Origin of the sequence: Bacillus sp. PSXD-155, assembly GCF_049310765.1 — a bacterium.
GTDB classification, from domain to species: domain Bacteria; phylum Bacillota; class Bacilli; order Bacillales; family Bacillaceae_G; genus Bacillus_A; species Bacillus_A cereus.
Map to the genome: position 1 here is coordinate 41,660 of NZ_JBMOWC010000026.1, position 24,733 is coordinate 66,392.

The following is a 24,733-nucleotide window of genomic DNA, read 5'->3' on the forward strand; positions in this document are numbered from 1 at the left end:
CCTTTAAATTTCCCAACCTATTAATACTTTTATAGCTTGATTAGCTTGCTTCCTTGTAAGATCACTCAGTGATTGAATTTTAAGTTTTACTTTTAATTTATTTTTGATTTCCTCTTTTGAAATTACTCCATCATATTTCAATGCTATTATATGAATTTTGGCATAAATCATTTTTAACTGTTTATTCGAAAGTTTTTCTGATTCAAAACAACTAGGATTTCTAAATTCTTTATTCTCATTAGTACTCTTGCTGACATATCCTTTTTTTGTCACTCTAAAAACCATGATTAATCCTCCTTACAATAGGATTTCCTATAAGATTTGTTTTTTTAAGACGATAGTCTTTCTTTTCTTACACCACATTCTCTGTTAGCCAATTTAATAAAAATGCCTTCGTTTCTTTAGCCGAAAAATACCATTTCCCTTCCACTTTAAATTTTTGTAAACGCTGATCAAAATAGAATTCTTTTTGAATAGTAATCCTCGACATGCACGTTCTTTTTTAAAATTCCCTTGTATCCCAAAATAAAAATTCTGCACCCATTTCTTTAAGCTTTTCTTCTAATTTTTCTAAATATAATCTTTTGATCACTCTTTCACCTACTTGAATATTTAGCATTCTATATTTCATCTCGATTTTTATATACCAAATACACTTTAGCGTTTCATTTTTTAGATTTCTTTCCTTCTTTTCTAAGTAAAAACTATATATAAAGTACCTTTAATAGTAGGATTATTAGATATTTTGTTTAAAATACCTCAAAAAAACATCCTATAATCCATATATAAATACGTGCATTTTTGTCACAAATTATTTAAAAAAAGATCAGGGAATAATTCTTCTATAGATTTCTCTAAATAGCACGATAACATATGTGCCTCTTTCAGAGTGAATTCACTTTTATTATGTTCTTTTGCCCAATATGTACGTGGAGAAACATTAAGAAAATCAGCAACTTCTTCAATAGTTTTTCTCTTTAATTTTCTTTCTAAAAATATCATCTTGTGCATTTTTGTCACCTCTTTTCAAATTCAAATATAGTACTACGTGACAAAACAGTCAAGAATTTTTTTACCAAATCACGAAGAAAGTTGCATTTTTGTCACACCAATTATATAATCAATCAAGACGGAGGTGACAAAAAGTCATGAAATCATTCGGTTTAAAATTATCTCAATTGATGAAGAAAAATAATATGACAGACGAGCAATTAGCTGAATTATTATCTGTTAGTAGAACTACTGTTTTGCGGTGGAGAAATGGTGAAAGAAGCCCTAAAATGTCAAAAATATCTCAAATCGCTAAGATATTAAATGTCTCTGCAACCTACTTTATTGATGAAAATGAATCCTATTGTCCTGAAGATCACGCAATGACCAAACGGAATATTCCCATTTATGGTACAATCGCAGCTGGTAAACCAATTGAAGCTATAGAAAATGTAATTGGGGATATACAGGTACCTGATATCATTTTAGATAAATATGGATTTGAAAAACTATTAGCACTTCGTATAAACGGAGACAGTATGAATAGAATTGTACATGATGGACATATAGCTGTACTTGAGAGGACAACAAATATAAATAATGGCGACATAGCCGCTGTACTCATCAACGGGTATGACGCCACTTTAAAAAGAATTTACAAAACCAATAATAGAATTATACTTGAACCAGATTCTTTTAATCCTAGTATACATCCATTAATGTTTGATTGTACAGATATAGAAAATTGTCCAGAAATAAAAGTAGTTGGAAAATACATTTGGAGTTGTGCACCAATTCAATAATATTTTATCGATGAATTAAGTTATTTTGTAATAAATTTTAAAGTAAGGGGGCTTTCTCCCCTTCTTTTTTATAGCAGGGATTTTATCTTGTCTAGTTTCAGGAAATCTTGATTTTTTATGTGAGCGTTTTGTGGGTGAATTACTCTTCTTTCAAATAAAAGTGTTTTACCCACAACATAAAAAAACTCAGCACGTTTTGTGTCAGGAATTTGAACCTCTTATTATAGAGACATATACTGCCCGCTTTCGCCTCTTAAACGTTCAATCATACTTGATATTTCTTCAAAATCTATACATGATTGCTTTTTCTTGCTCAATACAAAATACCTTCCTTACAAATTATAATAAATTGAATCTTAGTAAAACAAAAAGAGATGTCTTAGTAGTATACCTCGGACATCCTCTTCATTTTATAATATCTAGATTCTATACATCCCTATCAATTAAATTTTTATTCTACCTAATACATCGTATTATCATTAGCTGCTTCACTTGGAATCTCTTGAATTACATCCCAGTGTTCGACAATCTTTCCATCCTTGTTACGAAATATATCGACTATAGCAACTTCCCTTATCTTGAGAATTAGTACGAGAATGTACATGAAGAGCAACTGTATCCCCTTCAGCTACTACACGTTTAATCTCTGCAGAGGAATTAGAGTTTTTAACAAAATCTTCCTCAAAGAAATCCATAAAGGCTTTTCGTCCATCAGCAACAAAAGGATTATGTTGCTTATACTCTTCACCTACATATTTTTAGTAAAAAACTCATAGTTGAATTTAATATATCTAATTCCTTTTATTATCAGAATAAGCCTTTACAACAACTATTGATTATTTTTTATATCATTAATTCTATAATTTCTTTAATACACTTACCATTATCCATTGCTATATCTAATTTCCGTTTAAATCCCTTATTTATAAGTTTATACCTATACATCGTGTTAAATTGTGTGTGGCAAGATAATACAAGCTGCTAAATTGAATTATTGTTAGGTAGTTTCTACGGTATGATATTATCACACAATTATTTATACATATAAAAAGATTTCCTGCTTTGTAACAGGAAACCTTTTATGTATCTTTAACCTACAAACCTAAAATTTCAACAATCTGACGGGCCTTAGCATTATCTATATAATAATGCATCTCTAACCCTCTTCTTTCTGAGCGGAGTACGGTTCCCCTCAATTTTGATAAATGTTGTGAAACAGTGGATTGTGGAAGTCTCAATATCTCCGTTAACTGTGTAACATTGCATATTTTATGGTGCATTAATTCATTTACAATTTGTAATCGAACAGGATGTGCCATTACTTTTAATACATCTACATCGTCTTCATGGATTTCAGCTAGATTTCTTTCAGATATTAATGTTATCATTTCGCATTCTCCTTTATTATTAATTTCTATTTTCCTGTTGTCCTTATAATTAATACTTATAGCTAATTACCATTTGTCCTGTTGAGAAAATATATTCTCTTTTTAAAACAAAAAGGACACCAATTCATAAAAACGTTTTTTACTGCTTTAATGAATTGATGCCCTCTAATTTTTTGACCAGAATATATCTTGTTTTAAAGGATATTTTCAATTCCTTTTTCTCAAATCTAGTAAAAAATTTGTATTTTCTTTAAAATCCATATTAAGAATATTCTTCAAATCCTGAAAGCATAAGTTTGCGGCAAACTTATGCTTCCTATCACATTCCACACCAATCAGGATAATTAACACTATCAATGTAGTACTAACTATCTTAATTGAATATTAGTAATAGTGAGTCTAAATATTATCAATTTACTTTATATTACATGTATGTAAAAATAATGACATGATAAGCTTTTTCAAATTTTTCTCCTTGTAAAGATTTGAAAATAGCATTTCAATACTCTCCTTACTGTTAATATGCCTAGAAAAAGAACCCCATAGGGTTCTTTTTCTGTTCATTCCCTAAAATCCCATATTAATAAAAAAAGAAGAGGGATATATCCTCTCTTCACCAATAAAATCGAACATCTTTACATTTAAGGAAGGGCATCCATTCATCAAGAGATGAATGGAACAATAATAGTTCACCTAGTGAATTATAACACAAACCCAATTCCATTAATAGGTAATATTAACATTATTGGAATAATTGTGGCAAAATTGTTAAGTATCTTAATATTAAAAGGCTTTATATGTATGTAAATTGAAATTGGATAGTGTAAGGATAAAATATAAGGGGGATATATCATGTTTAACAAAAAACAAACATTCGTAACAACGGTAACAGCTTTAACACTAGGATGTGGATTTACATTCGGATTAACACCGGCCTTTGCAGATTTTAACAAGATTTCCGCCAACAATATTCCTGTTCATTCTATTCAGAACCAAGAACAAGAACCTTTTACTGGATATGTCATTTCAGTAGAGAACAATTATTTAGTAGTTGCTGCTACGTCTACAAAAGATGAAGCTCTTGCTTATCAACATGATTGGTGGGATCTAGTTTCTCAAAATAAGATTTTAAGGGTCCCTGTTTCAGATGGTGCAAACTACACATTAGGTGAGAAATTAAATGTATATGCAGCTGCATGGACTAAATCCCTACCACCAATAGCTGTTATGCCTACAATTGAAAAAGTATTTCAGTAGGTAATATTTCCAATAATTAAGCTATGCCATATAAAAAGGAGTCGAATAATGACTCCTTTTTATATTCTTTTTTACGTTTCCCTGGATTCCTTACCTTCTCGTACCCTTAATATTTAATAACATGCTTCTTTCTCACTAGCTAACGCAATTTTCATCTTAGAAATTATTCCTCATATTACTTATTTGAATCCTTATTATAGTTTTGAATGATCTCTATTATAAAAAACTTATCCCACCTACATTTACCTATACAAATTTAAGAAATAAATAATTCAAAAAGAAAAAGAAAAATACTATAACAAAGAATGTCCATTTGTTTCTTTTTGTTGGTTTTCTAACATGTTATATATAGAAAAATAAGGAAATACCTGTCATTGTAATTAAAAAGATTTGATAGTGATCAATCATCTGTAATACCCCTCCATATAAAAATAAGAAGTCTCCTTTTAAGAGACTTCCCATTTCTAATACAAACGACATACATAGGATAAATATACACAATATTATCAGGATGGTGTGCTTTGTTGCCCTTTTAGCATAACACACAATATCTCATTTTTGTTTAATAATTCCAAATTATAAAACTTTATCAACATTAAAATATTTCATTTAAAGCAAACGAACAAAAATAAACTCAACGAAATATTCACTTATAAACCAACGTATGTAAAAAATAGCTACAATTCCATTCATAGTTTTAAAAATTTGTCCTCCTCTTATTCTAAGAATACTCTAAACCTCAGATAGATTATCTTATATCGCCACCTTATGTATGCAGAATTACATATCGAACTCTATTGAAAATCATTCTCATTGTAACTATAATGGTTTCAAGGAGTGGTATTTTCACTTCCTTTTCAAATCTCAAAATATATTAAAGGAGGAACTAGCATTATGAAAAAAGCTATTTTAGCAGGGGCACTAGGAATTGCAGTACTATCAGGTATGAATTTACCAGGAGCAGAGGCACCAAAAGCGAGTGCAGCAACTACGAATTTAGAAATTCAAGAAGTTACAAAATATTACTCTATGAATTCCTATGAAGTTTCTCAAAAAGAATCATTTAATCTTAGTAAAGGGGAAGAACTTACAGTTTTTGTACAAAATTCCGGCTTCCCAATTTCTTATACAGTCTTTGATGCAGATAATCAAGTAATTGGCACATACAATGCTAATTCACCATATGGTCGCGTATTCAAAGCACAAAAAGACGGTAATATTTCTGTACAATTTCAAGCAGGAGTAAATTCTTCTTACATGAAGAAAATGAATTTCACAGCTAAATTTGCAGTTTCTAAACTTAACCAACAATAAAAATTTTAACGATCCTCTTTAAAAGAAAATTAAAAAGGTATATCCCTTCAATGGGATATACCTTTAACTTTAGTGAATTTTATATTGACTAGATAACTGCTCTTGCGCCATACGAACTAAACGTTTCGTAATCTCTCCACCTACTGAACCATTTGCTCGTGATGTTGAATCTGGTCCAAGTGTAACGCCAAACTCCTGAGCAATTTCATACTTCATTTGCTCAATTGCACTTGCTGCCGCTGCTATTAAGATTTCGTTTGAATTATTATTTTCACGAATTTGCATTTTTTAAACACCTCCGTTGAATTTGGTAATATCATGCTCTATTTCCAACAAAATATGTAAAAAAATTATTCGTTTAGCTATTTTACATATATACCTAAGCTTTCATCTCTTATGTGGGAATAAATAAAGGTATAGGTCATACTCTATACCTACACCTTCTCCTATCCTACTTACTTTTGAATTCCCCTATTAACCCCTGTAACTCTTGCGAGAGCCAATTTAAAGAATTTGCTAACTCTGCAATATCTTGTACATATAGTTCTTGCTCTTTCATACTTTTCTCCACATTACTACTGCTATTCACATATGTATTTACAATGTGTGATAATTCATTTACAAACTGAACAATTGTTTGATTATCTTTTAGAATGTCACTTGAATTATTCGAATTCGCTTTAATTTGATTTGTAACAGATTGTGCAGATTCTGAAATCTTTTCAAAGAAAGCACCACTACTTTGAACAAGTGTTATTCCTGATTCAACTTCCTTTGAACTCTTCTGTATGGATCTTACAGCTCTCTCTGCTTCAGCCTGGGTTTCACCAATTAATTTAGCTATATCCCTTGCAGATGCCTCGGTTCTTTTCGCTAATATACGTACCTCGTCCGCAACACCTGAAAATTCTTCCCCCATCTCTCCAGCACATGAGGATTCAGTAGAAGCATTTAAAGCTAATGAATGTGTTTGATTTGAAATGGTTGTAATTACAGTAAGAATTTCATGAATTTCCTTAGATCGTGCTTCTAATGCATAAATACTAGAAGATACATCCTGAACTGTATCTTTGATTCTTTTCATTTGATTCACGATTTGCTTAATCAAATCTTTTCCCTTTGCAGAATGCTGGTCCATGTCTTCCAAAGCATTGCCAACTTGTTTTGCAGATCCTTTAATTTCTTTCATCTTACTTTCCATTTCTTGAACAATCCCTAAACATTTTTGCACTACATATTCATGAGAATGTGCTCCTAAATTTAATCCTGTAATAGCACTTGCAATTTCTTTAAAGGCTATGCTATTCTCTTTTGTACTTACCGATAATTCCTGTGAAGATGTAGACACCTGTTCAGCAGTCTGCCTTACTTTATCTATAATACTATTAAACTTTTTAATAGTATTATTAAAATAGATATTAGTTATTCCTATATCATCAGATCTTTCATTCAATTTAATACTTAAATCCCCTTCACCAACTTTACGTAACCCTTCTTGTAAATCCTTTAAAGGCGATAGAGAGCTTCGTGAGATAAATATTTGAATTGTAATTGCGATTGTTAATGAAATTATAATAAATAGTAAACCTTGTATCATAAATTGTTTCTTTGTAAGAGGAATAATAGAAGCATCCAAATCCGCTGCAACAATTGCAATTATATTTTTATTTTCATCTGTAACTGGCTCTAAAATTGTTACCCAGAACCCTAATTCATCTTCATACACTTCTGTCATTTGTGCCTGTTTTGTTTGTATTACTTTATCATATGTTTTCATCCAATAAGTAGGCTGCTCATAATATTCACCTGGTTTTACAGAAACAGTATTTGCTAATTTTGTATCCAAAGCTACTATTTGTAATTCAGCTTTATCATTTAGCTTGGCTCCTGTAACATATGTTTGTCCAACACTTTTCATATCTTTTATAGCTTTATCTAATTGCTCTGTCAATTTTTCTTTCTTCACTCTTTGTGCCGTGGGGTCTTTTGCTACATCTCTCACTATTTCTACATCTAATTGATTTATTACTGTATCTCCTGTTTCAAAAGACTGCCTCTCAAATATAGACATCATACTATTTTGAAACATATTAAAACTTAACGCCCCCATACTTCCCACAAGCGTCAGAATTACTAATACCGTTAGTAATATATTTTTTTGAAGTAACGATAGCTTAAGCCAATATTTTTTCATTAAAATCACCTTTCAAATTTTCCATAATAAAAAACAAAGTAGTAATACATTTAAAAGACACCCTATTCATTTTATTATTATAAAGTAATATTTAGGACTCTCTCCTGATAAAATAAAAAACGGACAATCTGGTCCGCTTTTTATTTTATGGTAATTCCTCAAATTTCTCTATGCTATTTTCTGCCTTAGATTTATTTTGAGATAATTAAAACTTAAAACTATATATATTTGAATGCTGACAATTTAGCATAATAAATATCTTTGCTTTTCAGGATTTGTTTACACATAAAACTCAGAGTTAATTAAAGAAACATTAGTGTTTAGATGTAAACGCAGTAAATCAAAGAAAGACACTCTTTAAAGAGTATCTTTCCACTATGCAGCCATATATTACTTGCTTCTTTCATCTTTAAATCAAGTAGGCAAACAACTAAATTGTTATGTTAAAATTAGAAAAGAGCATATCAATCTCTCCTCACCTATATAGTGTCTCCCTATAATTCCAATATCCCCATAACTTCTTTTGTAAATATTTTAAAATCAGTTAAATGTTTTTCAATAATTTGCCGAACAATATCTAAATTTACACTTTGATAATCATGTACAGCGATATTTCGAAATCCAACCATCGCCTTTAACTTATTTGCCAGCTCTGCGCTAAGTAGTCCTGCTGTAACCAATAAATCAAAAGCTTCTCGACTAGATTGAGGTAGTCCTAGTTTTTTTCCAGCAACAATATGCATTGCTAAATCAATACTCGCTTCACAAGCTCTTTGTATATTTAATATTATTGAATCTTGCTTTGTGTAATCCTCCAGATTTTCAGGGTCATTTCCATACACGTCTTGGATTCTTTTTAAACAACGCTCTATTGTGGAGATTTTATTTAAAATAACCTCATTCTTCATATATTGAGCCTCTTTTCTTTATATCATCGAATACTATCTTGCGTTCCTCATTCAATTTTGAATACATTTTTAAAGTTTTCATTTCAAAAATGATTTTCCGTTCTTCATCAGAACAAAATATTGTCTTTCCTGTATGTATAATCTGAGCTTGAAAAACTGTAGAAGCTTCGGATAAATTAACTAAATCAACATCTCTATGAACAATGTTAGCTAACTCCTGTGCTAATAAAAAACGTTCATAATTCCCTAAAGTTGTATCACTTACATAAGCTATATCAATATCACTATCTTCCCGTTCTCTATTCTCAGCCGTTGATCCAAACACAATTATCCAATAGGGATTTACCGTCTCTTGTAATTTTTCTATAATAGCTGTTATCATGCTTTGAAAAATCATTTAATTAATCCCCCTTAGTATACTTGAACTTTATTATATCATAATCATTACGAAATCCATTAAGCTTCAACAAATACATAAACAAAATTAAACTTTCTTAGTACTTAAAGACGGAACCGAAAAAAAAGAAATTAAAGATGATATAAATGTTATGTCACTTACTTCTTTCCTTTCTTCTTCCATGGAAGGAGCTATTATGGCTAGTCGAGTATCAAAAAATAATATACACCATCATTATTTTATAGAACAAGTAAGACATCTCCTTAATTCATATGCCAATTAAACCTTCTTAAAACGCGGCTTGTATATAAAAACAAAGAGACACTTTGAGGTGTCTTTTTTCAATATATCCATTGTAATAATTAATTTGTTAAAGCAAATAAAATATCCGATAACAAAAAATAAAGGTTTTGGAGCCTTCTTTATTATAAAAGTTTCCTTCCTGATTAATGCAATAATTCCTTCTGATCCTTATTCTCTTCTTCAATTAGTAACTCGATGTATGAGGAGGTATCATCGCTCATTAGACCGTTAACCTGTCCGTGTCTACAAGCTTTTTTTCCGATGGAGCAAGAAGATGAACAATAAATTTAGCAGACTCTGCTGCAATCCTTAACAAGAAAACATTTTTCTAAAATAATCAGTTCCCCTACTTGTATGGTCAACGAACAGTAAAAAATTATTTTGTCCTGACAATTTATATGTGAGAATTTTCCGGTTAAATATCCAAATATTAGTTGCAGCTTGTTTTATTTCTGAGTTAAATCTTTTTATTTGTACAATCTGCTCAAATAATTAGTAGAATTTATCTATTAAACTAGAAAAACATCCTTATATTCAAATTCCATTCAAAGAAAAAAGAGTGCTCCCTCATGATTCTATCCCAAAACAAATTTTATTTAATAATTGTTCGACAAGAATTACATACTTAACAACCGTAACAGGATGTAATAAGGTTTCATCAGAACCAACAGATACTTCACCACGTTTACAACAAAATACTTCAGTTTCATCAGAACCAACGAATACTCCACCACGTTCACAACAAAAATCTACTGTTTCATCAAAACCTACAAATACTCCATCATGTTCACAAAAAATTTCCACAGTTTTATTAATATTACCATCCCCACTTGCTCCGCAAGCAGAGTCAAAAAGATTCAAGATAAAACAAAATAATTCACAGTCAATTTCTAAGTATCAAATCAACACGTCTAAAAATATTAAAGATATTACAAATGAAATCCAAAAACTTTTACGTGATTATCAATTAATTCATTTACCCATCATAATATTTTTAGAACAAATTCATATTAAAGGTTTTATAATGAGTATTGGTAAAGAATCAATTGCTGTTACTGGGCCAAATCTACAGATAAAAGATAATTCAACTAATAAGATTATACAATCTCCAAATAAAATCACTATTAAAATTAAATCAATTCAAGCAATTAGTAATACGAAAAACTTCCTTATAAAAAATAATGCAGATCAAATATATTAAAATAAAAAAACATAAATGGCGGAAGTTTACAAAATTATAGATTCCATGAAAATATAATATTTTAAAATTGCTTCTCCATTCCTTTGTTGCCTAATTTATTTTAAAATAAGGGATTCTACCGCATCAATCCGCCATTAACTTAACAAATAAAAATACCCACAAGTACGAATTCACTATGTTCATTGTAACGCCTGGTTTGTTAAGCAAGGTAAATATCTAAAGAAGTACTTTCCCTCTTATATAGTTAAAAGTACAACAGATAAGCTCTTATGCTATTACACATAAGAGCCTATCTCACCATTATTATAATCAACTAGTTATATAAAATTTTTTTATATTAAATAGAAGATATCCCTACAATTATTCTGGGAAAATGAAGCTAGAGTTCCCTTCACTATTAGCTGAATCCTCTTTTGGGAATGTAATAGTAGATCCTTCATTTCCCTTATTTCCATTATTTATTTCTTGTTCCTCAGGAAATACAATGGAAGAATCGTTATTTAAGTTTGGTGAAAAACCAAGTTTAGATAAAATGGCTTTTAAGTCAGGTAACACACCAATTTTATCGGCAGTTGGATCATTAGATTTCGTTCCAGTACTAGAATCACTTAAAATATCCCTAAGCTGTCTTGGTGTATATACTCTCCCCTGATTATTTTTTGCAATTCCTTGAATTGATGCTGCAGCGCCAGCAATAATAGGCGATGCACTAGATGTTCCAGCAAAACTAGATGTATATAGATTTGTTATAAATTCACTTGGTTTAGCATCTGTAGTATCTACTGCATTCCCCCATCCATACACATCCACTCTACTACCGTAATTAGAGAAATATGAACGCTTATGAGGAACCCTTGCAGAAGCTGCCCCAACCATAATTGCCCCTGAATCTTTAAAATCAGGACTATTACGATTTAAAACTTGTTTACCATTACGGTCTCTAAATTGATCCAAGTCATTTCCGCCGTTTGCACCTGCTTCAATAATAATAATTCCCTTATTTGTTCCCATACGAATTGCATCAAATATGTCTGGTTTTACTTCCACTGGAAAATAGTTCTTATCTCCATATCCATCGTAAGTTGCTTGTGCCTCTAGTAAAAGAATATCTCCAGCTTGCATATTGTTAACCGCACTTAAAATAGCATCAGCTGTATTATAATTTCCGTTATCCCTAATCTGGGATACAACCTTTACCTTAGCCTTTGGTGCAATCCCAATTCCACCTATGTTATTATCCTCTGCAGAAACAATTCCCAATACTGAGGTACCATGATCATGGTGTTCACTCTTATTCTGTCCGGACATCAATTCAATCTTTTGATTCACTAAATCTTCATGACTTAATAACCAACCATACTCCATATCTACGAAAGTAGTTCCTTTTCCGTCCCCACCTTTTATACTCCAGGCATAAGGTGCATTAATTCCTAATGGTGCTGGTTCAAGGTAACCTTGTCTTGTAAGTCTAGGCTCATCATATGGATTAACAGATAAATTTGGTAAATGCTCTTCAGGTGGCGTTTCTTCTTCCTGTAAATACGCCGTTTCAATAAGAGATGATTTCTCAAACTTTGCAAGTAAGGCTTGTACATCAATATCACCTTGGTTTTCTACAATATAATAGTTTAGCAAATTAGAAGAAATATGATTGGAATCTTTTATTTCTTTACCAAGATTTTTAATTTCTTTAGGATTTAAAGAATTAAAAAGTCGATTTATAGTTACATTTGGATATTCAGCTAAAATTCCAATTAATTCAGGATCTTGTTTTTCTTCTTTAATGAACTTTTCTATTCCATCCTGATACGGTAAATTCGCTTCATTTTTGAATTTCAAAATTAATTGTTTCGTAACTTGCTTATGTACAGTAGAATTCAATTGCTTATTTGAATAATTGTAAGTAGCTGCATAGGCAACTTCTGATTTTTCACTTGGAAGTAGTCCACCCACCCCATTAAATGCCGTTAACGCAATTGAAGAAACTATAATTCCCTTAAAAATTTTCAAAATGTGCACCTCTTTTGATTTATATATGATTATAAAATGCTTTATATGGCCTTAACTCTTTTTATATACGCTTCTTATATTTCCAACTCCGTTCATTTTTTAATATTTGCTTAAACATCATTAATACAACTACTTCATACCATCAAACCTATTAATTTAGCTGCATAACTGTAACCATTATAGTTACACCTATAACAAATAGTCAATCTAATTTTTTATGCAATTTCGCATTTTAAATAATACATACTTCTAATTATTTTAAGATAAGTTAAACTTCTATCATTTTAAGTAATTGCATATATGTAATATAAAACATATAAAGGGGGCAAAACGTGGTACTCTCAAGACAAGATTCCTGGACTAACGATAACGATTTACTTCTCGCATCAACAGTACTCCAGAATATTCGTAACGGTGGAACACAGTTAGCTGCATTCAAGGAAGTAGCAAAACTACTAAATAGGACACCTTCGGCTTGTGGATTTCGTTGGAATTCATACGTGAGAAAACAATACCAAGAAGAAATACAACAAGCAAAACAAAATCGAAAAGTGGGAAACAATATTTCTCTCTCTCAACAAAAAAAAGAAACAAATTCTTTATCTATGACATTAGATGATATTATTCTCTTTCTACAAAATTATAAAAAAACAAATGAATTTACAAACTTACAAAACCAAATAAAAAACTTAGAAGCAGAAAACCAGTCCCTTCTACAAAGTGTAACTATGTACGAAGAAGAGTATCGTATGTTACTTAATCATATTGATAGGTCAAGAAGTTTAGTTATAATTGATTAAAAGAAGGAGTAAATTACTTTTATATACTTAGGTCGTAACCTAAAAAATTTATATATGAGTTAATTTAAATACTAATAAAGTACACGTTTATTAATAATAAACGTGTACTTTATTTAATTCTTAAAACATAAAATTTAATTTTCAACTCATTAACAATATTAAAATTAAGATGTTTGTTTTATAGGTAATTCTTTACTTCTATTCTCAATAAGTCTATCTAAAAGTAAGTAAACAAATCCAGAAATAATACAACCTACACCTAAGATTGTAAATAACATATGCCCTAAAAGCTGATCCAGTAATATACCACCTAGAAGAGGCCCAAATACATTACCTGTAATCCATTGCAGATTAGCTGCTCCCATATAAGTCCCCCTCAAATGTTCTGGAGCTATATTAGCAACAAATGTCATTTGGACAGGTGACATAATCATTTCCCCTACTGTATAAACTGTATAAGCTATTAACAATGAGCTTAGGATAACTAAATCATTTGCGTCTATTACATGAAACCACTTTGGTAACCACCCTATTGCTAAAAGGCCAATGCCAAAAAGAATGGCACCATATAGCATTGATTTACCAATTGATTTGTGAGTTAACCACTTTGAAATAGGAAATTGAAAACATACAACCAATAAGCCATTTAAAGTCATTAAATACGGAAATGGATTACTATTTCCAAAAATCATTGTATCCTCATTACTAAAATGAAGTGGTAACATACCTTCAGATTGTGAGAATCCCATAAATATAATGATTCCCGTCACTATATAGAATAGAAATATTCTATCTCTTATAACAACTCTTAACGTAAACCTTATTGACTGTTTATGTGTTTCCTCATGTATTATGATATTTTTAGGTTTTGTTTCCTTTAAAAACAATAACATTAATATTGTATAAAACAGCATGGTTCCAGAAGTAATCAAAAATATGACATCTTTTGATACAACCACAACTGCTGCACCAATGATAGGGCCTATCGCAGCTCCTATATTATGAGCCATTCTAAGTAATCCATATGCCTCAGTTCTTTTTTCGGGTTCTGTTACATCGGTAACCATTGCAGATGCCGCTGGTTCAAAGAAAGAATTACATAGTCCTAAACCAATAGATAAAATGGCATATGCTATAAAACCATCAATAAACAAAAAAACAAGCATTAGTAGCCCATTACTCGCCATTGAGAGCACCATAGTTGGTTTCCGACCATAAGTATCTGCTATATGCCCTCCAATTAATGAACCAATACTTGCTGCAATTGGAGATAAGGCTATAATTATACCTACCTCAAGTAGAGAATCCACTTTGTCCTTCAAATATAATGCAAAAAATGGCATTAACATCATCATTGCAATACCATTTAAAGCTTCCCCAATAAAGCGGATCCAGACATTAAGGTCCATCCCCCTTAATTCTTTCCATGTACTCCTCATATAGTTACCTCGCCTATGCTCAAAGTATATTTTTATCCCCAAAAAAGTTTTACTATATTATTATTAAAATCTAAATTTAGCCGGCTATGCTGAAACCTCCGAAAAACCTATCTTTTGGTAAAGTAATACAAACTTGTCCCTATAATTTCTAATGCCTCCTGCATACGTTGAGGAGAAATATTTTCTAAAACGGTATCTTGAGGTGTATGGAATACCTTTTCAACATGATAAATTAGAGGATTCCAGCTCTCTACATCCATCCAAATAAATAGTGCCGAGGAAATTCCAGCTTCGTTAAATGGTACATGATCACTAGAATCAAACTTTCCAGTTAATACAACCGATTTCCCTAATGCTTTACTAGTAGCTACCGCAGTATTTGTTACTTCATTTTGAGAACCATCTAGTGTCATTGCATATAAATCCTTAGCCTGGTGATAACTAGTCGCTATCATATCTGCATTAAAAACCCCTAGAATATGTTTCTTATCTGTTGTAGATAACTGATTAATATAATGGTAAGCACCTAAAGATTCATTTTCTTCTGCTCCAAAGGCTATAAATTGAATTTCTTTATTAATCTCTATATCTTTAAAATTGTATGCTAACTCTAATAAAAGTCCTACGCCGGAAGCATTGTCATTTGCTCCAGGTGCTCCGATAACACTATCATAATGAGCACTCATTATTGCTACATCCTCATTATCTGTCTTGTATTTGGGCTTTTTTTTCGCAATTACATTTAATGAACTCAAATTCATTTCGTGTTTTGCCTTTAAACTAACTATATTTTTATTATGCACTATCTTATCTTTCATTCTAATTCCCTGATTATAAGCAAGCCCAAATACAGGTATTGATTGTTTCTTTTCTAGAACTGGGTTAAAGGCTTCTCCATAGTTGCCTCTATCCCCAATCGTACTATATAACAATACAGCTTTTGCTCCCTTTTCTGCTGCATACTCAACTTGTTCATTATATTTCTCATACGTATCAGCTTGTTCCAATAATACTATTTTCCCATGAATTGGTTCAGGTGAATTTTTAATATCATTCTCTTTTCCTATAGAAACTACCTGCCCCACGACAGGATCTTTAGGTATAGATGCATTAGATGCTGCTCCAACTTGCCATTCTTTTTCCCCATACATACTAAAAGAGATACTTCCAATATATTGATCTGGTACAGGAAATGCCTGATACTCCACTTCATACCCTAATTTTTTCAATGTATCTCCAATGTATGTAGCTGCTTTATGTTCTTCCTTAGTCCCACTTGGACGTGGACCAATTTTCTCAGACAGAAAACGTGTATGTTCAATAGCTCGACTAGCACGAACTTTATCTGCCATGAGAGAACTTTGATCGTTCTTATTCATAGCATGTACTGGTATTACATCCCCAGATAAATCACTAAAAAGAAAAAGCAAAAAAATCCCAAAAGTTACAATAAGTTTCTTTATAAGAGTTAGTTTTTTCATTTGTCCTCCCTATGATTAAAAAAGATTAATAGTAAAACCTTCCCTCCTAACACACTTACTTAGAAGAAAAGGTTCATTAAAATAATCTCTAACTCAAGTTTCATGTAAAAAATAAATAAGCCGATAGTGCCTTTTATATCTCCAAATAATTCATTTTTGTTTGCATATCAGTAATATTCTTTTGAAACCAATTAAGAGTCTCCCATGACCTCTTTCTATTCGTATAATCCGTTTCCTGAACCTCAAATACAATACCTATGTTTTTATCCAAAGTATTGTTCTTCAATTTTAATAAAGTTTCATGTAAGATACTCTCATCAATAGATCCATTAACCGGATTCTCTCCCTCAAAGCAACGTACCTCACTATAAGGAATCGTTAAATGTTTAAAAGAACTAAAATGAAAATGTTTAATATGTTCCATTAAGCTTAAATACTTATGAAAATCCTTATATTCAATTTCCTCTTGCCTTAATAATTTAGAAATACCTAAACGTGTAAGATAGGTTATAGACCAATGACATATATCCCATGTTATTCCAACGTTAGATAACTCCAAATTAACCAAATCAGTAAAATCTTCGGGATATATAAATATAGGATCAAAATCATCGCCCAAGTTTCCAATAATGGGTAGGTTTTCAACGCCAATCCATATATCCGTTCCTTTTATTTCTTCATCTAGCATGTTAAAGAACTCTATAATCCTTTTTCTATTATCAAGAAGATTATAGTTTTGAAATTCCGCGACATTCATAAATTGATTAGCATGCACTGTTATACCTGATGCATTATACTTTATAGCAAGGTCAATAAATTCATATAGTTGCTTTTTAATAAATTCATCATTGAGATAGTCTGCATTATCAGTAGGAAAATGCAGCGTTAACAAGGATGGATTAAGGGTTTGAACAAAAGAAAGGACCTCTGAAAACCTTTTTGTATATGAGTTATCAAATAAAGATTTTCCATCAAAAATATTTGCTTCTAATCCATAGCCTTTTTCAACCCATTTTAAGTCAATCTGTTTACTATCTAAACCAAAGAACGGGACCTGTGGTATTAACATATTCTCTTCACCTACCATGTCCCCCTTACTAACATAAATGCCTCAGCCGCCTGGTATCCAGATTTGGCACCCCATACCATTGCGTTATGTCTCATTGCTTCTATAGAGCGTGGATGAGGAAATTCCCTTAACTCAGATTCATAATGTCTCATCGCACTTAATTTCTCCTCCAAATGATCTTCAATATTCACAAAATAATTAGGAAGAAACTTATCTTTTTCATTATAATTCCACTCTGTAGAAGATAAAGTTTCATATGCAAATACCCATTTGATATTAGTATCTGGCAGAGGGCGTGTCGCTGTCATTACTGCTCTGTAAACAACAGTATGATCAATATTTATATCTCCACCATATTGAGTATAAATAATTGTAGGATTTATTTTTTCAATGTGATTTTCAATCTCTTTCACTACATCAAGTAAGGGTAATGTATCAAGACGATTATCAGGGAAATCTAGTCTTGCAAAACTCTTTACACCAAGTGTAGTACATGCCCCCTCTGTTTCTTTATAAGATAAGTTCTTAACCTCTAAATCTAGCTCTTTATATTCTTTAGCTCTAGAAGATTTTCCCTCTGCAAGTATTACAACATGTACATCATCACCTTGTTTCACGTGTTTCGCTATTGTTCCACCAACACCAATTATTTCATCATCCGGATGAGCGGCAAATACAAGTACATTCATAGAATTTTAAACTCCTTTAATTAATTTTTCTGTTTCCTTTGGCCCACAATTTAGTAAAATATCTAGAATAGACAAATGTGGTATAAATTCCCCAAATAATTGCTTGTAGGAATAATCTCTTATTCTTTGGTAGATAATTTCTATATTCTCATTCTCAAAGTCATTTTCGTTTAAATAATCTTGCCCTAAACTTCCAGAATAATAAGTACTGGCATTAAATTTCTGACACAATTCTAATACAAAATCACTTTTCTTACCTGTAATCCCTTCTAGATCTGATACATAATATAGCTCCGTATCAATGTTTAATTCACGGATAATAAAATGAATAAAATTCATGTTCATATCATTTAAATTAATCCAATCTTCTGAATAAAAACCTTCTAAATAATCCTTATATACATTAAAATAAGGTGCATTAGAATAATTAATTCTTATCGTTTTCCAATGCCTCCGTTCCCAATCTTGAGTATTGTCTATCTTTAACTCATTAAATGGAATTTCTTTATAATTCTTCGTTTGTATTGGAACCGTTAGCCAAGACGCTCCTTGTGAAGTCTTAATACGATTCCTATTTAAAAAACCTTTTTTTTCAAATTGTGCTATATCATGAAATACAAACACATCTGATTTATGAATTTTTTCAAAAAAACCATACCAAGGTAAATAACTTGGTTGGTGGCCACTAATAATCATAGTTTAAATCCTTTCTTTTAAACAAAAACATTTTTTCAAAGCTGCCCCCCAGTATATCTTAGGTCTAGCAATCCCTTTATTATGTGAATATCCTAAATCCGCATACTTTAATTTATTATGAATTGCTAATTCAAACGCATCATTTAGTAGTAAATATGAAGATTGCGAATTTTTTCCTTTGGTATTATTAATATTAATCCAGTAATATAAAACCTGTTTATCCATTATAAAAAGGCTGGAACTAATTAGTTCTTCTTCTAAGAATGCCCCTAAAAAAAGAATTTTTTCTTGTAAATTAAGAACTAAATGATAAAAAAACTCTCTACTAAATGAATAACTAGCTCCTATACTGTTATTATGTTCTTGATATAATTGGTAAAACTCATCTAATTCCGCTACAGTTATAGGACGAATTTCAACATTCTGTTTACGTGCATACCTAACACTTGTCCTAGCTTTCCCAGAACACGATGTCCATAAATCCTCAAACTTATTTGGTAGATCTAACATATAAGTTTCTTTATAATCCCACTTTTCCTTACTATAACTTTGAAAAGGATTTATCGTTATAGGTAATAAAAGCTTTTGAATTTTATTTTCAAACTTCTTATTTATTACGGATTCATAAACTGAAAAATCTAATTTATCTTGGCCAATTATTATTGGGCCACCATAACCAATTAAACTTCCCAATAGCCTACCATCTTGTACATACATAGGAGATAAAACTACTGTATCTCGTGTTTCTATTAGTACTGGGAAAAATTGAACACCAGGTAATAATTCCATTAACTTTCCCCATTCGAAACTATGAAATACAGAACCATTGTATTCTTCCATACAAGCATCCCAGTATTGGGCGTCAGTACATATTTCGATTTCCATATAATCACCTTTTAATTCTTATTCTCTAAATATTTTAGAATTTGACTACATATATACTTAAGGTCCTTGTCTACTAAAGGATATTTAAAAGGTATTGATAATACCCTTGGCCATAAAAAATCTATATTTTCTGACTTGGTTGCGTACTTCGAAAAAATAGGAATTTCACTCAGAGGTAAATAGTTCCAACAAGTTTGTATACCTTTTTCCGCTAAATGTACAGAACACTCATACCTATCAGATGGTTCTTTGAATATAATGGTAAAATAGTTCAAATAAACGTTCTGAGTTGAAAATATAATCTTAACGCCATACTTTTCTTCAATTTCCTGCAGCATTGTATAACACAGACTAGCGTTACATATATTCATTTCTAAAATCTTCTTTGTTTTCTGTAGGTGTTTATCAATTAACAATGAACGTACTATAGACATTCTTTTTGGGTTTATAACTTCCGTTTTCTCCGGTAAAGAATCTAATTTACTATTATTATAGGAGGGCAGAATCTCTAATTTCCTCCAATAATTAGTAAATAAGCTCAGTACTCTACTCTTTTTTATTCTTATACCTAATTGTGTTTTTAAATGATTCTTATAATCTAAAATCACTTCTTCCTTCTTTTCTTCATCCATGTCACACAATTCACTTATTGTACGATTAAGAAGTAACGCTCCTCCCCCAATACTTGGGATTGGTTTCGTTCCCCCAAAACTTAAAATACCAATGTCGCCTAAACTACCAACTCGCTTTCCATTTTGATAAGAAAACATTGCTTGTGCAGCATCATCGATGATATAAATATTATTTTCTCTAGCCCAGTCAATAATTTCTAATTCATCATGACATCCATACAAGTGCGTAAGAATAATTGCCTTTGTATTAGCATTCAAATGTTTTTTTATTTTATTAAGAGAAATTGAATGATTAGTGTTTAAATCAATTAATACAGGTTTTGCTCCCACCGTTAATATTGCTTCTATCACATTAGGACAATTAAAGTTTGATAGAATCACTTCATCTCCCTTTGCTACTTTTAAGTACTTTAAACCAACCACTAATGCAGATGTACCGCTATTAGTTAATACAATTTCTGCATCCGGATAAAGAGCTTGAAGACTTTTTTTAAGTTTAGAATCATTAGGTCTATATACACTTTTCAAAAAAAATACATGATCAGATATACTCCAAAGAGAAGAATATATGGGATACTTAATTTTCTTTGGATTCTTAGGATATAGATACTGTGTTTCCATACTTCTCCCCTATTATTATCTCTAGTCCTTTATCTAATGAAATAATTGGTTGATAGTTTAAAAATAATTTAGCTTTCTCTATTGAAGGGATTCTTCTAAAGATTTCAATGCTAGAATTTCTGACTCCCTCTTCACCTAAATCAAGAAATTTAATTTTACTTTTATTTCCCATTAATTCATTAATTTTTATTGCTAGTTCTTCCATAGATATAGGTTTGTTATTGCCAACATTAAAATCTGCAAATTTCTCTCCTTCATATTCAAAGGCTAGTATAGTTCCGTTAACAATATCACTTATATAACTAAAACATCTAATTTGCTGTCCATCTCCATAAATAGTAATATCTTCACCACTATGAGCTTGTTTTAAAAACTTAGAAATTACAAAGTTATCATTTTGTTGTGAACCGTATACATTAAAATAACGTACCACTCTGACTTTCAAACTATCACTAGCATATTCTTTCAAATAATCTTCGGACATTAGTTTAGCTTTTCCATAAGCTGATTTTGGCATTTTAATATCATTTTCTTTAAACGGAACACTCACGCCATCCCCATATACCTCTGAACTGGAAGAAAATAATAATTTTTCTATACTATTTTCGCTACAAACCTGTACAATATTTTTCGTACCTTCAAAGTTCACCCTCACTACATCTTCTTCATTTAAACGGCAATTATCAACACCCACTAATGCAGCTAAATGAATTACCCCATCGACATTAATAAGATTTTCTCTTAAAGTTGCAATATCTAAAATATCAATTTCCTTAAAAGGAACATCAATACTTGGTTTAAATTTATCAAATATAACTACTTCATAACCCCTTGCTAATAACTCCTTTGTAACATGCTTACCAATAAATCCGCTGCCACCAATAACCCCAATTTTCATAAATATTTACCTCCCTATTTTTAATTGATATAGACTTTTTAAAGACGTTATAATATGTTCAACTTCATTGTCTGTAAGAGCACTATACAGTGGTAATGAAATAATTTGATTAAATATTTCTTCCGTTTTAGGTAAATATACGTTAAATCTCTCTTCATAATACGGATGCATATGAACAGGAATAAAGTGAACACTAAGCCCAATATTTCTCTTTTTCATTTCCTGAATTACCTGATCCCTACTAACAGGAGAATTAGAATTAATTTTTATAACAAATAAATGCCATGCGTGTTTTACACTTGGATCGTTAGTATAATTAGGTAACGTTATATACTCTTGAACATCTTTTAATTCCTCTTGGTACCTTTCAGCTATTCTCTTGCGTTTTTCAATCATTTCATCAGCTCTTTTTAACTGACTAATACCCAAACTAGCTTGTAGATCCATCATGTTATATTTAAACCCAGGTAATAGAACATCATAACGCCAGCTTCCTTCCTCACCATAACGATTCCATGCATTTTTGGTGATACCATGCCAACCATATAATCTAGCTTTTTCAGCAATCGATTCATTTTTAGTGACTAACGCTCCGCCTTCACCTGTTGTTATGTTTTTTGTGGCATAAAAACTAAAACAAATAACATCTCCATGTGTACCAATTAAAGTATTATCATATTTTGTCCCCAATGCATGCGCCGCATCCTCTATCAAAAACAGTCCGTATTCTTTACATAATTTTTGAAGTTCTTTTAATTTAGCCGGATATCCAGCAAAGTGAACTGCAATAATTGCTTTCGTTTTTTTAGTGATTTTTCTTTTAACATCCTGAAGATCGAGACATAAATTCTCTTCATCTATGTCTACAAATACAGGTTTTGCACCTACATGCATAATAACGTTTACACTAGAACAAAAAGTAAAACTTGGAACTATTACTTCATCTTCAAATCCAACTCCCAGAGACAGTAATGCTAAATGTAATGCGGCAGTCCCTGAATTACAACTTACTACATGTTCAGTATTCAGATATTCTTTTAAATTCTCTTCAAACTCTATCACTTTTGGCCCCTTTGAAAGCCATCCAGATTTAAGGGCAGAAACTACCCTCTCTATATCTTCATCATTGATTTCTGGTCGATAAAAAGGAATAAACTCTACCATATAATCACCTACAAACTTATAATATTTTTTTTATATACTGATTCATCTTTAAATATGTTTCTTGTGTCTAAAATTAAGCAATTTACCTCATTAAGCAATTTAAAATTAATGCAATCATGGTCCGTATGAACAATAATTAAAGCATATTTGTCTAATTGACTTAGGTTTAAATCTATAGATTTTTTCAATGTGTTATCGCCCACAATGAGTTCCTCTATAAACGGATCATAATAATCCACGTTATAGTCTTCTATCATTAAATCATTCATAATATCCAAAGCTGGCGATTCCCTAGCATCATTCACATTCTTTTTATATGCAACGCCAACCATAAGAATATTCTTACCATCTTGATCATCTAGTAACTGTAGTGCTCTATTAAGAACATATTTAGGCATATTTTCATTAATTTCTCTTGCCACATCAATCATTTTTGTTGCTAAATCCTTATTATTTGCAATCCACTTAAAATAAATAGGATCAATCGGAATACAGTGTCCTCCTACGCCAGGACCAGGATAGAATTTTTGAAATCCAAATGGCTTAGTTCCTGAGGCATCAATTACCTCCCAAATATTTATGTTTAACTCATTACAAATTTGTGTCATTTCATTAATAAAAGCGATATTTATAAAACGATACGTATTTTCTAATAACTTCGCTGTCTCTGCTACTTCTGGACTGCTCACCTTATGAATATCCTTAATTAAGTTACTATAGAAAGCTGCTGCACAATCGGTACAATTAGATGTAACTCCACCTACGATTTTTATAATATCTTGAATTGAAAACGATTGATTTGCAGGATCGATTCGCTCTGGAGAGTATGCTACAAATATATCTACACCAATTTTAAAATTAGTTTTCTGTTCTAATTTGTATAAAACTTCTTCTCTTGTAGTACCTGGATAAGTAGTACTTTCTAGGATAATTAATGTACCTTTTTTAATGTATTTAACTATTTCATCAACTGCTGAATGAATATATGTTAAATCTGGTTGTTTACTAGTTTTTTCTAATGGTGTAGGAACACATATAACTACAACATCACATTCGTTTATATAATTCATTTCTGTACTAACAAAAAATCTATTTGTATGTAAAGCATCTTGGATTTCAGTATCTTGAATATCACTGATATAACTTATTCCACGTTCTAGTTCTCTTATTTTTACTGAGTTTTTATCAAAACCTCTTACCGCATAACCTACTTCTAAACATTTAAGAGCCGATGGTAGTCCAACATAACCTAGGCCTACATATCCAATACACGCATTTTTATTTGCAATTTTTTCAACTAATAAACTTTTAGTTTCATTATTTAATACTGTGACCATTACTTATCACTTCCCCAAAAGATTTGATATGAAAATGCTTACTAGCAAATAATAACTGTGCGTTCTAAAATTCCATGGATGCATATAAAATACTGAATTAGCAAACAAACTACATTTTTGGCACTATCAATCCTCCTAATTTAATAAACATCTAAATTTGTAGAAATTCATGCGAAATATCAAGGTGTAATTTATATCTATAATATTCACACGTTATTTTTTGGGATTCAATTGATATTTTTCTATTTTTTTACTTT

The 24,733-nt window shown here is 30.9% G+C and carries 24 protein-coding genes and 3 pseudogenes; 6 read left to right on the forward strand and 21 right to left on the reverse strand.

All coding sequences use genetic code 11. The features are described from left to right. Positions 1 to 3 precede the first annotated feature (3 nt). The 3 genes from ACO6VI_RS22835 to ACO6VI_RS22845 all read right to left on the reverse strand — a co-directional run bounded on the left by ACO6VI_RS22835 (position 4) and on the right by ACO6VI_RS22845 (position 1,011). A complete protein-coding gene (locus ACO6VI_RS22835) occupies positions 4 to 285 on the reverse strand; it encodes a hypothetical protein (protein WP_422424155.1) in 282 nt (93 codons plus the stop codon). A 67-nt stretch (positions 286 to 352) separates the two neighbouring features. Next, the gene (locus ACO6VI_RS22840; RefSeq protein ID WP_180232816.1) at positions 353 to 490 is read right to left on the reverse strand and encodes a hypothetical protein; all 138 of its coding nucleotides are present in this window, start codon (positions 488 to 490) and stop codon (positions 353 to 355) included. A 314-nt stretch (positions 491 to 804) separates the two neighbouring features. Continuing rightward, complete coding sequence (locus ACO6VI_RS22845; RefSeq protein WP_000549412.1) at positions 805 to 1,011, reverse strand: helix-turn-helix transcriptional regulator; 207 nt, start codon at positions 1,009 to 1,011, stop codon at positions 805 to 807. 137 nt (positions 1,012 to 1,148) lie between these two features. Here ACO6VI_RS22845 and ACO6VI_RS22850 point away from each other — a divergent pair, with 137 nt between their 5' ends. Beyond that, on the forward strand, positions 1,149 to 1,793 hold the full coding sequence (locus ACO6VI_RS22850; protein ID WP_098630062.1) for a LexA family protein: 645 nt from the start codon (positions 1,149 to 1,151) through the stop codon (positions 1,791 to 1,793). A gap of 460 nt (positions 1,794 to 2,253) precedes the next feature. Here ACO6VI_RS22850 and ACO6VI_RS22855 read toward each other — a convergent pair. Both ACO6VI_RS22855 and ACO6VI_RS22860 read right to left on the reverse strand, forming a co-directional pair. Beyond that, a pseudogene (locus tag ACO6VI_RS22855) lies at positions 2,254 to 2,551 on the reverse strand (ester cyclase); the annotation flags it as partial. 336 nt (positions 2,552 to 2,887) lie between these two features. Further along, complete coding sequence (locus tag ACO6VI_RS22860; RefSeq protein WP_000631352.1) at positions 2,888 to 3,181, reverse strand: ArsR/SmtB family transcription factor; 294 nt, start codon at positions 3,179 to 3,181, stop codon at positions 2,888 to 2,890. Positions 3,182 to 4,033: 852 nt separating this feature from the next. Here ACO6VI_RS22860 and ACO6VI_RS22865 point away from each other — a divergent pair. Then, entirely contained in the window at positions 4,034 to 4,438 is a 405-nt protein-coding gene (locus ACO6VI_RS22865) for a DUF3221 domain-containing protein (RefSeq protein WP_098818637.1), read from the forward strand. Between the two features lie 894 nt (positions 4,439 to 5,332). After that, positions 5,333 to 5,752, forward strand: a complete 420-nt coding sequence (locus tag ACO6VI_RS22870; RefSeq protein ID WP_029443236.1) for a hypothetical protein — start codon at positions 5,333 to 5,335, stop codon at positions 5,750 to 5,752. 69 nt (positions 5,753 to 5,821) lie between these two features. Here ACO6VI_RS22870 and ACO6VI_RS22875 read toward each other — a convergent pair whose 3' ends face one another. The 4 genes from ACO6VI_RS22875 to mntA all read right to left on the reverse strand — a co-directional run bounded on the left by ACO6VI_RS22875 (position 5,822) and on the right by mntA (position 9,251). Beyond that, positions 5,822 to 6,037, reverse strand: coding sequence for a small, acid-soluble spore protein, alpha/beta type (locus ACO6VI_RS22875; RefSeq protein WP_422424159.1), 216 nt, complete (start codon positions 6,035 to 6,037; stop codon positions 5,822 to 5,824). 166 nt (positions 6,038 to 6,203) lie between these two features. Then, a complete protein-coding gene (locus tag ACO6VI_RS22880) occupies positions 6,204 to 7,946 on the reverse strand; it encodes a methyl-accepting chemotaxis protein (RefSeq protein ID WP_098818635.1) in 1,743 nt (580 codons plus the stop codon). Positions 7,947 to 8,440: 494 nt separating this feature from the next. Beyond that, on the reverse strand, positions 8,441 to 8,854 hold the full coding sequence (hepT, locus tag ACO6VI_RS22885) for a type VII toxin-antitoxin system HepT family RNase toxin (RefSeq protein ID WP_000787553.1): 414 nt from the start codon (positions 8,852 to 8,854) through the stop codon (positions 8,441 to 8,443). Then, positions 8,844 to 9,251, reverse strand: a complete 408-nt coding sequence (mntA, locus tag ACO6VI_RS22890; protein WP_098818634.1) for a type VII toxin-antitoxin system MntA family adenylyltransferase antitoxin — start codon at positions 9,249 to 9,251, stop codon at positions 8,844 to 8,846. Before mntA ends, hepT begins: the two co-directional genes overlap by 11 nt. Before the next feature lie 100 nt (positions 9,252 to 9,351). Between mntA and ACO6VI_RS22895 the strand changes: the two are divergent. Continuing rightward, positions 9,352 to 9,534: pseudogene (locus tag ACO6VI_RS22895) on the forward strand (TetR/AcrR family transcriptional regulator); the annotation flags it as partial. A 252-nt stretch (positions 9,535 to 9,786) separates the two neighbouring features. Here ACO6VI_RS22895 and ACO6VI_RS22900 read toward each other — a convergent pair. Continuing rightward, a pseudogene (locus ACO6VI_RS22900) lies at positions 9,787 to 10,172 on the reverse strand (hypothetical protein); the annotation flags it as partial. Here ACO6VI_RS22900 and ACO6VI_RS22905 point away from each other — a divergent pair. Further along, positions 10,171 to 10,755 (forward strand): hypothetical protein, encoded by a 585-nt coding sequence (locus ACO6VI_RS22905; protein WP_422424179.1) that lies wholly within the window; start codon positions 10,171 to 10,173, stop codon positions 10,753 to 10,755. The pseudogene ACO6VI_RS22900 and the gene ACO6VI_RS22905 overlap by 2 nt on opposite strands. A gap of 360 nt (positions 10,756 to 11,115) precedes the next feature. Here the strand turns inward: ACO6VI_RS22905 and ACO6VI_RS22910 are convergent, their stop codons facing one another. Then, entirely contained in the window at positions 11,116 to 12,765 is a 1,650-nt protein-coding gene (locus tag ACO6VI_RS22910) for a S8 family peptidase (RefSeq protein WP_422424162.1), read from the reverse strand. 332 nt (positions 12,766 to 13,097) lie between these two features. On the opposite strand from ACO6VI_RS22910, the gene ACO6VI_RS22915 reads away from it, so the two are divergent. Beyond that, positions 13,098 to 13,565, forward strand: a complete 468-nt coding sequence (locus ACO6VI_RS22915) for an RsfA family transcriptional regulator (RefSeq protein WP_098150120.1) — start codon at positions 13,098 to 13,100, stop codon at positions 13,563 to 13,565. A gap of 164 nt (positions 13,566 to 13,729) precedes the next feature. On the opposite strand, the gene ACO6VI_RS22920 is transcribed toward ACO6VI_RS22915, so the two are convergent. The 10 genes from ACO6VI_RS22920 to ACO6VI_RS22965 form a co-directional block, all read right to left on the reverse strand. Then, positions 13,730 to 15,004: an MDR family MFS transporter gene (locus ACO6VI_RS22920; protein WP_422424164.1), complete on the reverse strand. Its 1,275-nt coding sequence runs from the start codon at positions 15,002 to 15,004 to the stop codon at positions 13,730 to 13,732. A 107-nt stretch (positions 15,005 to 15,111) separates the two neighbouring features. Next, positions 15,112 to 16,485 (reverse strand): M28 family metallopeptidase, encoded by a 1,374-nt coding sequence (locus ACO6VI_RS22925; RefSeq protein ID WP_422424166.1) that lies wholly within the window; start codon positions 16,483 to 16,485, stop codon positions 15,112 to 15,114. A 133-nt stretch (positions 16,486 to 16,618) separates the two neighbouring features. Beyond that, positions 16,619 to 17,554 carry a TIM barrel protein gene (locus ACO6VI_RS22930; RefSeq protein WP_422424167.1) on the reverse strand — a complete coding sequence of 312 codons (936 nt, stop codon included), beginning with the start codon at positions 17,552 to 17,554 and terminating at the stop codon, positions 16,619 to 16,621. 11 nt (positions 17,555 to 17,565) lie between these two features. After that, the gene (locus ACO6VI_RS22935) at positions 17,566 to 18,243 is read right to left on the reverse strand and encodes a PIG-L deacetylase family protein (protein WP_016513568.1); all 678 of its coding nucleotides are present in this window, start codon (positions 18,241 to 18,243) and stop codon (positions 17,566 to 17,568) included. Between the two features lie 6 nt (positions 18,244 to 18,249). Then, complete coding sequence (locus tag ACO6VI_RS22940; RefSeq protein ID WP_422424169.1) at positions 18,250 to 18,939, reverse strand: WbqC family protein; 690 nt, start codon at positions 18,937 to 18,939, stop codon at positions 18,250 to 18,252. 3 nt (positions 18,940 to 18,942) lie between these two features. Continuing rightward, positions 18,943 to 19,824: a GNAT family N-acetyltransferase gene (locus ACO6VI_RS22945; protein ID WP_422424170.1), complete on the reverse strand. Its 882-nt coding sequence runs from the start codon at positions 19,822 to 19,824 to the stop codon at positions 18,943 to 18,945. 11 nt (positions 19,825 to 19,835) lie between these two features. Continuing rightward, a complete protein-coding gene (locus tag ACO6VI_RS22950) occupies positions 19,836 to 21,077 on the reverse strand; it encodes an aminotransferase class V-fold PLP-dependent enzyme (protein WP_422424171.1) in 1,242 nt (413 codons plus the stop codon). Further along, the gene (locus ACO6VI_RS22955) at positions 21,052 to 21,975 is read right to left on the reverse strand and encodes an NAD-dependent epimerase/dehydratase family protein (RefSeq protein WP_422424173.1); all 924 of its coding nucleotides are present in this window, start codon (positions 21,973 to 21,975) and stop codon (positions 21,052 to 21,054) included. Before ACO6VI_RS22955 ends, ACO6VI_RS22950 begins: the two co-directional genes overlap by 26 nt. Before the next feature lie 6 nt (positions 21,976 to 21,981). Next, a complete protein-coding gene (locus tag ACO6VI_RS22960; RefSeq protein WP_422424175.1) occupies positions 21,982 to 23,139 on the reverse strand; it encodes a DegT/DnrJ/EryC1/StrS family aminotransferase in 1,158 nt (385 codons plus the stop codon). Positions 23,140 to 23,147: 8 nt separating this feature from the next. Then, positions 23,148 to 24,476, reverse strand: a complete 1,329-nt coding sequence (locus ACO6VI_RS22965) for a nucleotide sugar dehydrogenase (RefSeq protein WP_422424177.1) — start codon at positions 24,474 to 24,476, stop codon at positions 23,148 to 23,150. Positions 24,477 to 24,733: the final 257 nt, after the last annotated feature.